The 12541-nt window shown below is 69.4% G+C and carries 13 protein-coding genes and 2 pseudogenes; 10 read left to right on the top strand and 5 right to left on the bottom strand.

From position 1 onward, the window contains the following. Positions 1-101 precede the first annotated feature (101 nt). A complete protein-coding gene (locus AB0D85_RS35175) occupies positions 102-509 on the top strand; it encodes a hypothetical protein (protein ID WP_362329181.1) in 408 nt (135 codons plus the stop codon). 681 nt (positions 510-1190) lie between these two features. On the opposite strand, the gene AB0D85_RS35170 is transcribed toward AB0D85_RS35175, so the two are convergent. Then, positions 1191-2084 carry a LysR family transcriptional regulator gene (locus AB0D85_RS35170; RefSeq protein WP_362329179.1) on the bottom strand — a complete coding sequence of 298 codons (894 nt, stop codon included), beginning with the start codon at positions 2082-2084 and terminating at the stop codon, positions 1191-1193. 150 nt (positions 2085-2234) lie between these two features. Here AB0D85_RS35170 and AB0D85_RS35165 point away from each other — a divergent pair, with 150 nt between their 5' ends. After that, positions 2235-3524, top strand: a complete 1290-nt coding sequence (locus AB0D85_RS35165) for a nucleotide disphospho-sugar-binding domain-containing protein (protein ID WP_362329177.1) — start codon at positions 2235-2237, stop codon at positions 3522-3524. Between the two features lie 149 nt (positions 3525-3673). After that, the gene (locus AB0D85_RS35160; RefSeq protein WP_362329175.1) at positions 3674-4318 is read left to right on the top strand and encodes a TMEM175 family protein; all 645 of its coding nucleotides are present in this window, start codon (positions 3674-3676) and stop codon (positions 4316-4318) included. 66 nt (positions 4319-4384) lie between these two features. Here the strand turns inward: AB0D85_RS35160 and AB0D85_RS35155 are convergent, their stop codons facing one another. Beyond that, the gene (locus AB0D85_RS35155) at positions 4385-5041 is read right to left on the bottom strand and encodes a TetR/AcrR family transcriptional regulator (RefSeq protein WP_362329173.1); all 657 of its coding nucleotides are present in this window, start codon (positions 5039-5041) and stop codon (positions 4385-4387) included. A gap of 121 nt (positions 5042-5162) precedes the next feature. Between AB0D85_RS35155 and AB0D85_RS35150 the strand changes: the two genes are divergently transcribed. The 5 genes and pseudogenes from AB0D85_RS35150 to AB0D85_RS35130 all read left to right on the top strand — a co-directional run bounded on the left by AB0D85_RS35150 (position 5163) and on the right by AB0D85_RS35130 (position 8365). Next, positions 5163-5621 (top strand): cupin domain-containing protein, encoded by a 459-nt coding sequence (locus tag AB0D85_RS35150; protein ID WP_362329171.1) that lies wholly within the window; start codon positions 5163-5165, stop codon positions 5619-5621. A gap of 147 nt (positions 5622-5768) precedes the next feature. Continuing rightward, on the top strand, positions 5769-6596 hold the full coding sequence (locus tag AB0D85_RS35145) for an alpha/beta hydrolase (protein WP_362329169.1): 828 nt from the start codon (positions 5769-5771) through the stop codon (positions 6594-6596). Positions 6597-6704: 108 nt separating this feature from the next. Continuing rightward, positions 6705-7199 (top strand): cupin domain-containing protein, encoded by a 495-nt coding sequence (locus AB0D85_RS35140; protein WP_362329167.1) that lies wholly within the window; start codon positions 6705-6707, stop codon positions 7197-7199. A 101-nt stretch (positions 7200-7300) separates the two neighbouring features. Then, positions 7301-7902: pseudogene (locus tag AB0D85_RS35135) on the top strand (alpha/beta hydrolase fold domain-containing protein). Between the two features lie 286 nt (positions 7903-8188). Then, entirely contained in the window at positions 8189-8365 is a 177-nt protein-coding gene (locus AB0D85_RS35130; RefSeq protein ID WP_362329165.1) for a hypothetical protein, read from the top strand. 281 nt (positions 8366-8646) lie between these two features. On the opposite strand, the gene AB0D85_RS35125 is transcribed toward AB0D85_RS35130, so the two are convergent. From AB0D85_RS35125 to AB0D85_RS35115, 3 genes are read right to left on the bottom strand one after another with little or no spacing between them, the layout of a single operon-like run. Then, positions 8647-9879, bottom strand: a complete 1233-nt coding sequence (locus tag AB0D85_RS35125; protein WP_362329163.1) for a cytochrome P450 — start codon at positions 9877-9879, stop codon at positions 8647-8649. A 49-nt stretch (positions 9880-9928) separates the two neighbouring features. Continuing rightward, complete coding sequence (locus AB0D85_RS35120; protein WP_362329161.1) at positions 9929-10123, bottom strand: ferredoxin; 195 nt, start codon at positions 10121-10123, stop codon at positions 9929-9931. A gap of 18 nt (positions 10124-10141) precedes the next feature. Next, positions 10142-11341: an FAD-dependent oxidoreductase gene (locus tag AB0D85_RS35115; RefSeq protein WP_362329159.1), complete on the bottom strand. Its 1200-nt coding sequence runs from the start codon at positions 11339-11341 to the stop codon at positions 10142-10144. 261 nt (positions 11342-11602) lie between these two features. On the opposite strand from AB0D85_RS35115, the gene AB0D85_RS35110 reads away from it, so the two are divergent. Both AB0D85_RS35110 and AB0D85_RS35105 read left to right on the top strand, forming a co-directional pair. Beyond that, a complete protein-coding gene (locus AB0D85_RS35110) occupies positions 11603-11743 on the top strand; it encodes a hypothetical protein (RefSeq protein ID WP_362329157.1) in 141 nt (46 codons plus the stop codon). 446 nt (positions 11744-12189) lie between these two features. After that, positions 12190-12333 (top strand): annotated as a pseudogene (locus AB0D85_RS35105) (ABC transporter substrate-binding protein); the annotation flags it as partial. Positions 12334-12541: the final 208 nt, after the last annotated feature.

Genomic DNA, 12541 nt, shown 5'->3' with positions numbered 1-12541 from the left:
TGCCGCAAGATCACACCAACTGAAATGGCGTCTGAGGCAAGGCTGCACCGGGTTGGAGGGGTATCGACAGACCTTGCGGCGGGTGCCACGATGAGCCTGGCGTGTGGATGGGGCCGGGGGAGGCCGCCGTGCGAAAAGATCCCGATCAGCAGGTGCGTTGGATCTTTCACGGCCGCACCGGCAGGCTCTGGCACATCAGGCCGGAGGGCTACATTCTCCGGCACGTCGCCGACCGGGCCGGTGTCACATACAGGGTGCATTACGGCTACAACTACCCCGTCGGCGGCCGTGGCTCCCCGATGTACTCCTTCGATGCCGCGGACGCCCGCCGCGTCGCGCCCGACGTCATCGACGGCGTGATCGAGGTCGATCCCGCCTGGCGCACCGACACCCCCGAGGGCCGCCGGATTCACCGCCGGAACCGGCTCAAGCTCTTTCTCAGTGTGACCGCGTACGCCGCCCCGTTGATCGCCGCTTTCGTGTTTCTCATCATCGCCTTCGTCCAGTGATCCCACGCGCTTGACGGCCTGGGCCCGGGGTCACCCTCCTGGATGAGGTCGACACCGGTGGACGCGACGGCACCGAGGACGTGAGCATCTGACCGATGTCAGTTCTCTGTTCTGGCACAGATCTTGGGGAGCGTCGCGGAGGGTGACGGTGGCGTTCGATTGAGGGCGCGGGTTCGAGGCTCATCAGCGTTCTCGCATTCTGGTCCACCACCAGCCGAACACCGCCAACTCAATATTGTTGGGGTCGGGCAGGGTACGGCGCTCGAATTCCTCATCGATGCGTGTGATCAGTCGGCCCAAGTCCCGTTGCGCTCCGGGAGGAAGGTGCCGCATCGCCCGCTGGAGGTCATCACGGGCATCTCCCGACTATGTCGATGTCCAGGGCGAGGGCTACGGCCCTCTGACCAACGTCATCGCCGGAACCAACCCTGTCGGCTGAGACGGCAGACGAACAGCGGGGTCGCTTGCAGGCTGGGATGCAAGCGGCCCCGCTGTTCCTGCCTTTGCTCCCTCCCGAGGACGAGCAGGACATTCCAGAGCGGGTGACGCGACGGAGGCCGTCGTATGGCCATCCCGCCGTGAGAGCCCGAACGTCCGGACCGGCAAACGTCCCTGAACGGCGGGATGGCGTGGCATGGTCGATTGGAGAGTGGCTCAACCGGCGAACAGGTGAATGTCCATCTACCTCGCGGCCTCGGACAGCTCCCGGGCCGTTCGGATCAGGGCCCTGGCGGGGGCGCTCACGGCCTGTCCCGCGGGCACGGCCAGTGAGAGCGTGAGGCTGGGCGCGTCGGAACCGAGTGGGACCGCCCGGATCTCGTCCTCGGGATGCATGAACGACATCGGGCCGATGGCTACTCCGAGGCCGTGTTTGACGAGGGAGGCCAGACCGCCGGCGTCGCCGATCTCGTAGGCGATCTTGCGGGTGAGTCCGGCGCGGGCGAAGGCCGCGTCGGTCGCGAGCCGGTTGCCCCAGGTGGCCGGGGTGTCGATGAACGGCTGGTCCACCAGCTCCACCAGCTCCACCTGGTCGCGTCCGGCCAGCGGGTGGTCGGCGTGGCACAGCAGCTGCAGTTTCTCCGACGTCAGGACGTACATGTCGAGTCCGGGCGTGGCCTCGGGCGGGAGGATCACAAAGGCGACGTCGAGGCGCTTCTTGCGGAGGTCTTCGGCGTGCTTGACGCTGCCGGCGGCTTGTATGGACACGGTCACGCCGGGGTGTGTGGCGCGGAATTCCGAGATGAGCAGGGCTGGTTGGGCGACGATATGCCGGGGGGTCTGTATCACGCCGAGTCGGACCTCGCCGCGCAGTCCGCCCCGCAACTGCTCGATCACGTGCTGGGCCTCTTGCGCGGCGGCAAGGGTCCGCCTGGCCTCGGGCAGGAACAGCCGGCCTGCCTGGGTCAGATGCACGTGGTGGGTCGTGCGTTCGAACAGCTCCACCCCCAGGTGCCGTTCCAGGTTCCGTACCGCGGCCGAGACAGCCGACTGCACCAGGTTCAGCCTGGCCGCCGCGCGCGTGAAGCTGGCCTCGTCCGCGACGACGACGAACGCCCTGATCTGCCGTAGCTCCACCGTCCGCCTTTCATCGCAATGTGCGATAAGCAAAAGCAATTTCATTCGCTACCGATGCCGTCCGAACTGCCTGATCATGGTGCGGGAGAAGCTCAATGGGGCCCGGCCTGACGGAATGGCCGTGGCCTTTCACAGGAAGAGGCTCTTTGCATGACGCGAGTTGTTGTCGCTGCGTCGCCGATCTACGGGCACTTCACGCCGATGCGTGCGATCGCCGCCGATCTGGTGCGGCGCGGTCATCAGGTCACCGTGACCACCGGTTCGCATTACCGCGGTGCGGTGGAGGCGGTCGGCGCTCGGTTCGCGCCGTTGCTGGGTGCTGCCGACTTCGACGGCGACAACGTGCCGGCGCTGTTCCCGGAGATCCTCTCCATAGCGCCGGGGCCGGAGCAGTTGGGTTTCGGGCTGCGGCACCTGTTCATCGATCCGGTGCCGGATCAGCACCGCACGGTCCAGGAACTGCTCGCGGCGGCCGAGGGGGAGCCGGTGGTGCTGTTCCACGAGACGGGTTTCCTCGGAGCGTGGCCGGTGCTGCTCGGGGCGGCGGGGGCACGGCCGGCCGCGGTGGTCGGGCTCGGGGTGGTGCCGTTGACGATCAGCAGTGAGGACACCGCGCCGTTCGGACTCGGTCTCGCCCCGGACAGCTCGCCGGAAGGCAGGGAGCGTAATCGGGCAGCGAACACGATGGTGCAGGAAGCGCTGTTCGGTTCGACGCAGGAGCACCTGGTGAAGGTGCTCGCCTCCTGCGGGGTGACGGAGCAGGCGCCGTTCATCATGGACGGGATGCCGTGTGTTCCGGACCGGTTTCTGCAGCTGTCGATCGCGCAGCTGGACTATCCGCGCGGCGACCTGCCGGACTCGATCCGCTATGTCGGCGCGTTGCCTCTCGGGTCGGGCCGGAAGTCGCAGCTTCCGACGTGGTGGGACGAGGTCGCGTCGGCGCCCCGCGTGGTCGTGGTGTCCCAGGGGACCGCGTCGAACGTCGATTTCACCGAGCTGGTCCAGCCGACGCTCGATGCCCTGGCCGACCTGGACGTGCTGGTGGTCGCGACGCTGGGACGCGACGCCGAGCTGGAGCGGGTGCCGGCGAACGCCCGAGTGGCCGAGTTCATCCCCTTCGACGACCTGCTCCCGTACGCCGACGTCCTGGTGAGCAACGGCGGCTACGGCGGGGTGCAGCAGGCACTCGGCCACGGTGTTCCCATGGTGCTGGCCGGCCAGACGGAGGACAAGACCGAGGTGACGGCGCGTGCCGCGTGGGCGGGCGCGGCGATCAACCTGGCCACCCAGCGCCCGAAGGCACAGGATGTGCGTGCGGCGGTGGAGCGGGTGCTGACCGAGGCGGCCTATCGGGAGCGCGCCACGGAGCTGGCGGCGGAGTACGCCCGGCATGATGCGCTGACCGCGATCCACGAAGCTGTGGTCGAACTCGGCCGGTAGACATACGGATCCGACATGCACGCCGGGCCCCCTGTCTCCGCCGGGGCGAGCCGTGACATGCCGCCTGGCCCACCGTCCAGCCCTTGTCCGTTCAGTTGGAGAAGGCATGTGCGGACTGTCCTTCCGTCCTACCGTGGAGTCCCTCTGTCATGACGACTGTCCCGACCGAGCGTGAACCGTCCGAGGAAGTGGAGATCCGGACGGCCGCGGCCGAGCGGCTCACGTTCTTCGGCGACGCGGTGATCGCTATCGCACTGACGCTGCTGGCACTCGAACTGCCGGTTCCGGAGGGCTCGACGAACAGTGCGCTGCTGCGGTCGGCGGCGGACCACCGCGCCGGCTATATGGCGTTTCTGATCAGTTTCGTGGTGATCGCCGCGCACTGGCGGGCCCACCACCGGGTGTTCCGGCATGTTGCGGCCGTGAGCGGCCGGTTGACCAACTTGACCGTGTACTGGCTGCTCCTGCTGGTGGTCACTCCGTTCGCGACCGACGTGATCGGCGGCGACGGTGCGTTCCAGGTCCGGTTCGGCTTCTACGCCACGGTGCAGTTCTCCGCCTGCGCACTGTTCCTGCTGATGATCCGGGAGATCCGTCGCGCCGGCCTGAGCCGGGCGGGCACTACGCCGGAGGTGTTCTCCCAGGCGACCAGGGGAGTCGGCGCAGCCGCGGTGGCCTTCCTGGTATCCGTCCCGGTCTCGTTCCTCACTGCGTACGCGTACCTGTGCTGGATCCTGATACCGGTGCTCGGGCCTCTGGCCCTCACCCGCCTACGACGCCACGGGCGAAGCTGAGGGTACGGGCTGCACGCGCTTCCGCCTCTGGTCAGCGGCGGTCGGGGTGCGATGCCGCCGAGTACCTCAGGCATCCGTTTGAGGAGGGGGCGTGGCGTCCGGTCCGGCACGGCCGTCGGCGAGCTCGCTGTCCCGTAGCGCGGCCCGGGTGAGGGTCGTCGCGGTATGCACGAGGCTGGCGATGGCCTGCTCCGGGTCCAGTCCGTTCAGGTCGGTCAGACTGAAGAGTGCCTCGGCGCTGATGACGACCGAGAGGTCGCGCTTGAGCTGGTCCAGCGCGGCGGGTTGCAGCGTGTCGCTGTCGACGGCCGGCGCCAGCGCGTGGTCGATCAGTCCGAAGCGCAGCCCGGGGCGGGCGGAGGCTTCCGCGGGCCGCACGATGGTGGCCGCGATCATGGCGCGGACCACGCCCTGGCGGCTCAGTATGTGGCGCAGCAGCGCCTCGGTCGCGGCGGCCACCCGCTCCACCGGGTCGGTGGAGTCGGTGACGGGCTGCAGTGCCTCGGCGGCGGTGGGCAGCTGCCCGGTGACGGCCTCGCGCAACAGGCTGAGCAGGTCGGGGAAGTGGCGGTAGGCGGTGGCCTCGGAGACCAGGGCCGCCTTGGCCACCTCGGGCATGGTCACTTCGCGGCCGGTGCGGCTGAGCTCGGCCGCTGCCTGCACGATCGCGGTGCGGGTGCGCAGTTTCTGGTTGGCACGCCCTGTCGTGCTTGGTGTTCCCACCGGTCCACCTCTCGTTGTCCGCGGCTCGGGCGGGTTGAACCCTGATGAGGGAAGGCCTGCATCCCATGAAGCGAGCGCTCTACCCTCACGAGAGAATACTCTCACGAAAGAGGACGGCTCCGTGAACAAGGTCTCGGTCGTCGGGCCGGAGGGTGGCGAGGTCATCGACCTGGGCCCGGCCCGCATCCGCATCCTGGAGGACGGCGGGACGGCCGTGCACCGGCTGGGGGTCGCCGAGATCACCCTCGCCCCGCGCGGAGAAGGCCCGCCGCAGCATCGGCCTGCCGGCCATGACGAGGGCTTCTGCGTCATATCGGGCGCTGCCGTGATCACCGTCGGGGGCGCCGTTCACGAGGCCCCGGCCGGCACGTCGGTGATGGTGCCGCCCGGCGCCCCGCACACCTTCGCCAATCCGGGCGACGAGCCACTGGTCATGCTCAACACCTTCACGCCGGATCGGTCCGTGCAGTACTTCCGGGACCTGCGGGACGTGATCGCCGGTGGCGGGGAGGCGGACGCGCGGACCGTCGCGGAGGTGATGGGCCGTTATGAGACGACCCCGGCCGATGACTTCGCCTGAGTCCCCGCAGGTTCGCCGTGCCGTCCTCGGAGCCCGGCGATCATCCCCTTGATGAGCGTCAACTCTCTTCATGAGAGTCAACTTGCATAAAGTGGCGGGCTCGTCTAGCTTCATGCGAGTCAGCTCTCACGAATGGGGACCACTGCTGTGAACGCTCCGACCGCTGCCTCCACCACACGCACCGTCGACCTCGCCGACGGCCTGTCCGTCACCATCGACGAGTACGGCGCCCGCACCGAGGGAACCGGTGTCCTGCTCCTGCACGGCGGTGCCGGCCCCCGCACGATGACCGGCCTGGCCACCGCCCTCTCGGAGCACGTCCACGCGGTCACCCCGACCCACCCCGGCTTCGACGGCACGCCGCGTCCCGAGTGGTGCGACTCCGTCGCGGACCTGGCGGTGGCCTACCTCGATCTGCTGGACAGCCTGGACCTGACCGGTGTGATGGTGATCGGCAACTCGATCGGCGGCTGGATCGCCGCCGAGATGGCTCTGCGTGACACCAAGGGCCGTATCGGCGCCCTCACCCTCCTCAACGCCGTCGGTATCCACGCCAACATGCCGGCCAACCAGGTCATCGACCCCCGCACCCTGCCGCCCCAGGCGGTCACCAAGCTCTCCTTCGCCAACGCCGCCTTCCGCCCCGACTTCTCCACCTTCACCGACCGGCAGCGCGCCGCCGCAGCGGCCAACCAGCAGACCCTCGCCGTCTACGGCGGCCCCGGCTTCACCTACGACCCCAAACTCCGCGGCAGGCTGCGCCGCGTCACCCTCCCGGTCCTGGTCGCGTGGGGTGAGGAGGACGGCATCGCCAACCCCGTCTACGGCCGCGGCTACGCCGACTCCTTCCCCAACAGCCGCTTCGTGCCCATCCCCGACGCCGCCCACTTCCCGCAGATCGAACAGCTCAAAGCGACCCTTGCGGCCATCGGCGACTTCGTCGACACCGTCGTCAAGCCGGGCCCGGCCGACTGACCCCAGGACCTCGTCCCGCCCCACGCCGCCGCCGGCGGCCAGGACCGCCGACGGCGGGCGGGCTGGTCGCCACCGCAGCCCGCTCTCTGCCGTCGCTGAACCATTCGCATGCCGATCAACAGGACGGACTCCGCCGTGAGCATGGCCTATCTCGCACAGCCCGATCAGCAGCAGAAACTCGAATGGCTCGACGGCGGCCAGTTCGCCGTACTCCTGGACAGCGCGGCCACCGAGGGCCGGCTGACCGTCGGGCGGTTCAGCGTCGCCAAGGGCGAGGCGCCGCCGTACCACATGCACACCCGCGAGGACGAGATCTTCATGCTCATCAAGGGCACGGCCCTGCTGTGGTCGGACGACCGGGAGATGGAGCTGACGGAGGGCGGCATCGTCTACCTGCCCAGGAACGTCCCCCACGGCTACCGGATCACCTCCGACACCGCCGATCTGCTGATGATCTGCACCCCGGGCGGCATCGAGGGCATGTTCCAGCACGCCGGACGCGACCTGTCGACCCCCCGGCCCGAGGGGTTCGAGATATCCAAGGACCGGATGGCGGAAGCCGCCGACCTCTACGGCCAGATCATCCTCGGCCCGCCCCGCTGAACACCGACACAACCACCCTCCGGATCCGCACCCCTTGCACGAGAGGCACCACCGGCGGTCGTGGTGACGTCGGGCGGCAGCGGTATCGAGGTCATCATCTCGTGGAACAGGGCGCGTGCTCGGTGACGTCGCCTCCGACGTCGAGCGGGCCGTGGCGGGGCAACTCGGCGACGTCCCCGTCGTCACCGCCAGCACCCCCAGCAACGATCCGTCCCGGATGCTGCTGTACTTCCACGGTGGTGCGTACGCCATCGGTTCCGCGGCCGACGCGGCGGGCCTGGCCGCGGACGTGTCCCGGCGCTGCGGTGGCCGCGTACCGCGCGCTGCTCGACCAGGCGATCCCCGCCGACCGGATCGCCTTCGTCGGCGAGTCCGCGGGCGGCGGCCTGACCGTCGCGACACTGGTCGCGGCCAGGGAGGCGGGCCTGCCCCAGCCTGCGTCGGCCACGGTGTTCTCGCCCTGGGCCGACCTCACGGTGTCCGGCGCCAGCGCGACCGGCAAGGCCCACCTCGACCCTTCACTGACCCCACGGGCCTGCCCCCGCTGCTCATCCAGGTGGGCTCGCACGAGATCCTGCTGGACGACGCCGTACGACTGGCCGCCCGCGCCGCCGACCACGACGTACCCGTCACACTCCACGTCTGGCCCCAAGTCCCCCACGCCGCCTTCACTCGCGTCCGCTGGAACCCCACCAAGCAGTGACAGGACAGAGGTTCGCGAGGTCGCCGGTAACTCAGTGACATCGCCGCGCCGTTCTGACCTTGGCGGTGTACTAGCCGGAGCTCTCGACGAGTGCCATACGGTCGATCGCAAATGATCGGCTATCGAGTGCGGGTCGGCAATGGTTGCTGCGCCCGCCCGACTGCGGCAGACCGTGCATCGTGGTGAAGACGTAGTCCGGGATTTGCCATATCCGAGGAATCGAAACGGACGTCCGCCGAGGTGGCAGCAGTACGACGGGGCGTCGCGACAGTCGAGGTCCAAGTCGGTGAGGAGCACGACGAAGCTGGGCCAGTACGACGTCGAACCGACATCGGGCGTCGCCCTCACCACCGCCGTCAGCGGTCAGAACCTCGCAGGCAGGAGCTGGCCCGCGGACGAGTACGGCGCCACGGCAGAGCGGCGCAGGAGACACCGGAAGCCAGGACGGCGGGCCATGCCGTGATCCGCGCGTCGTGGGCCTCGAACAACCCCGGGCATGCCAGGAGAGAACACGCGAAGAGGGCCAGAGCGAGCCCCGCGTCGACGGCGCAGGGCCGACGACGGGCGTATCGCAGCAAAGTGTCGATCACGGGTCTTCCGTTCAGGCGAGCGGGCGGGACGGCTACAGCCGACCTGCGTTGGGTGCTGCCTCGGCAGTCGCGTCTCGAAGGGGTACGGAGCCCGCAACGCGGTCCGGAGAGCGTCCCTCGACTCGACACAGATCGAAGGAGTTTGGTGCCCCGGTCACCAGGTGACCGGAAGCTCGTAGATGCCGTAGGCGAGCGAGTCGCCCTTGAACTCGAGTGCGTCCGGGCCCACCGCGAGACGCAGGTCTGGGATGCGGCGGAAAAGGGTGCCGAAGACGACCTGGAGTTCGATACGGGCAAGTTGCTGGCCCACGCACTGGTGGATTCCCCAGCCGAAGGTGTGGTGATGGCTCGCCTTGCGACCGAGGTCGAGCCTCTCCGGCTCGGGGAACGCCTCAGGGTCCCAGTTGCCCGCGGGCAGCGGGACGACGATGCCCTCGCCGGCCCGGATCGTCTCGCCCTCGATCTCGATGTCCTCGCGGGCGATCCGCCGCTGGCCGAGGTGGGGGACGGTCAGGTAGCGCAGCAGTTCCTCGACGGCGTTCGCGAGGAACGCGGGGTCGTCGCTCTCGCGCAGCCGCGCCAGCTGGTCCGGGTGCTCGACCAGGAGCGCGGTACCCAAGGTGATCATGTTCGCGCTGGTCTCGTGGCCGGCGATCAGCAGGATCGTGCACAGCGTGACGGCGTCGGCGAGCGTGAGCTCGCCCGCCTCGACACGCGTGGCGAAGTCAGAGAGCACGTCGTCGGAGGGCCCGGCCATCCGGGCGCGGAGCAACTCGGCCAGATAGCCGCCGAGGGCCTCGGACGCCCGCCGGTCGTCCTCGGCGGTCTTGAACCGCCTGGTCGCGACGGACGCGTGCTCCTGGAAGAAGTCGTGGTCCTCGTAAGGCACGCCGAGCAGTGCGCAGATCATCAGCGAGGGCAGCGGCAGCGCCAGTGCGGTGACCAGGTCGACCGGGTTGGGGCCTGCGAGCATGTTGTCGATGAGGCCGTCGGTGATCCGCTGGATGTCCGGCCGGAGCTGCTCCATCCGCTTCCGGGTGAACGGACTCGTCAGCGTCCGACGGATTCTGGTGTGGTCGGCGCCGTCGGCGTTGAAGACGGTCAGCGGGTGGTGTGGGGCGTTCTCGGCCTGGGCCCGGGTGGGGTGCGGGAACCCCGGTCGTTTGTCGTCCGAACTGACCCGCGGGTCGGACAGGAGAGCGCGCTGGGCGGCGTGACCGGTGACGAGCCAGGGAGTACTGCCGTCCCAGATCCGCCCCCGGGACAGGGGCTTGCCCTGGTGCAGGGCCAGCAGTTCCGCCGGCGGTGCGAACGGGCACCGGCCGGACCTGGTACCGGGATACTCGGTGGGCGGTGTGGTGGGGGTGGTCTGCGTCGACTCGGTCATGGTGTACCTCCAGGAATGGCGTGGGGGGGGTGAGGAGGGAAGGGGAGATTCAGCCCTCGATGCGGATGGCCAGCGCGGGGCAGACGGCCGCCGCCTCGCGGACGGCGTCGGCCAGCTCGGCTGGCGGGTTCTCGTTCAGCACGACGACGATGCCGTCCTCCTCGCGCTGGTCGAAGACGTCCATCGCGGCGGAGACGCACTGTCCGGCGGCGACGCACTTGCTCTCGTCGATCACGATCTTCATGGCTCTTCTCCTGCTCTTTCAGCGGGTGGGGGTAGGGGTGGGGGCGGCGATCGTGTCGACGATCTCCTGGCGGCGCAGCCGGGTCTGTTTGGGCATGTTCCAGCCGAGGACGCCGGTGACCCGGCCCGCGCTCTGGTATCGGACGACGAACCGACGGGCTGTCAGATCGCCCTCCACAATCTCTGCTTCGGCGTCCGAGGGCACGAATCCGTGGACCTGGAGCTTGGCGTCGTACTGGTCGGTCCAGAAGTACGGCACAGGGGTGTACGGCCGTTCGTCGCCGAGGACGGCTCCGGCGACCGCCATCGCCTGCTCGGTTGCGTTGGTGCGGTTCTCCAGGCGGATCAGCCGGCCGAGCCCTTCGTGGTGCCAGCGGGCCACGTCACCTACGGCGTAGATCCCCTCGGCCGCCCGGCACCGGGAATCGCACACCACGCCGTTGTCGAGGTCGAGCCCGCTGCCCTCCAACCACTGGGTCGCAGGGACGGCTCCGATGGAGACGGCCACCACGTCGGCGGGCAGCACCTCGTCGGTGGCGAGCCGGACACCGGTCACCCGGCCACGGTGGCCGGTGAGTCCGATCACGCCGTCGCCGAGCCGGAGCCGGACACCCCGCTCGGTGTGCAGGCAGGCGAGGACACCGGACACCAGCGGGCCCACCTGCAGGGCCATCGGCGCCGCCAGCGGGCCGGCCAGCGTGACGTCCAGGCCTAGGGTGCGTGCGGTGGACGCGATCTCGGAGCCGAGCACGCCCTCGCCGACGACCACGAGCCGCTGGGCGGCCAGCAGGTCGGCACGGAGCGCCAGTGCGTGATCGAGAGTGCGCAGGGTATGGACGCCCGCCAGCTCGCTCTGTCCGGGCAACGCTCGAGCGTGTACCCCGGTGGCGATCACGACGGTGTCAGCCGTCAGTTCCCTTCCGGAGCGAGTGCGCACGGTCCGTGTCGCCGTGTCCAGTGCGACCGCCGGGTCACCCAGCACGAACTCGGCTTCGAGCTCCGACAGCGCCTCTCGGGTGCGCAGTGCCGCCCGCTCGGGTTCCCAGGCGCCGGAGAGTACCTGCTTCGACAGCGGCGGCCGGTCGTAGGGCGCGTGCGGCTCGTCACCGAGCACGGTGATCGGACCGGTGTGGCCCTTCCGTCGGAGCGCCTCCGCCGTGGTGAGTCCGGCCGCGGACGCGCCCACGACCAGTACGCGGGAGAGATGTGGTGCCTGCACGGCTGTCCCCTCCTCGGGGTCGGCTCACCGGAGTGAGCGTGGAACGACTGACGAGTTCGAGGATCTCGGTCGAAGGGCTGCCGCATCGAGGGGGTGCGCTCCCCAACCGGGGGTGTAGTGGGCTGCACCCCCCGTCTGCAGCGACGCTCCGACCGGGTGCCATGGTGTAGTCCGCTACACCATGGATCGGAGAGGTCCCGGAGCGCAGGGATCCACCGGCCGCGTCGGCCCCGCTCCTCCCTCATCCCGAAGGACGTCACCATGAAGTTCCTCGCCCGCGTGAAGGCATTCGTCGCCGACCAGGTGCTGTGGGCGTGCTTCGTTGCCGGACTCGCCGCGAGCTCAGCGTCCGGCGTCGTCCTTGACGGCACCCGGAAGGACGTCGCCACCTATGCCGGGTGATGTACTTCGCCGTCGACGAGGTGAAAGGGATCATGGGTGCCGTGTTCATGGGCCTGGTGTCCGTGGGCGCCCGCCGGCGGTCTCGTCGACAGCCACCGCAGGTCGGCTCCGATCCCTACCACTGAGCAGCCTCTGTCCTGACCGCTGCGCGGGCCGGGTTGATGCAGCCTGGAAGAACCCCGTGAGCAGCAACGGCGGGATCATGGTCGGCCGTCGGCCGTCGGCTGCGTGCTGCGGTCGCGTGTGCGACGGCCGATAGCGATCACCGTGCTGGCTGACATCGCGCTGGAGTACCGGTGTGATCAGAGTGCGCTCGATGCCCTCCACGACGCAGTCGCGCGCTGCCTGGACGACCCTGCCCACAGGTCCGGCGTGCGGCTCTGCGCTCTCAGGGGCCGCTCGTCCAGCGAGCTGCGGCTCCGCGTCATCCGCGTCGGCACGCCTGTCCGAACGGCAACCTCGACGGCTTCCCCCGCTTCATGGCCGACCGCGCGGCGATCGAGCGCTGGAAACACACCTTCGCCCTGTACTTCGGTGAGGTGAAGGGCGACCCGTCACCGGGCTGGCTCGGTCTGCGTCCGGGAGCCTGACCCTCGGCGCCCGGCGCGCTCCAACGCGCAGGGCACCGTTGTCTGTGGGTGCTCAGTCCTCGCTGGGCGCCGCGGGCAGCTTCGCCTGGATGAGGTCCATGACGGTGGAGTCCGTCAGGGTGGTGACGTCACCGAGCTGGCGGTTCTCGGCGACATCGCGGAGCAGTCGGCGCATGATCTTGCCGGAGCGGGTCTTGGGCAGCTCCGC

Source organism: Streptomyces sp. NPDC048277, assembly GCF_040652235.1.
In the GTDB taxonomy this organism is placed as follows: domain Bacteria; phylum Actinomycetota; class Actinomycetes; order Streptomycetales; family Streptomycetaceae; genus Streptomyces.
This window is presented reverse-complemented; position numbering and strand designations above follow the sequence as displayed.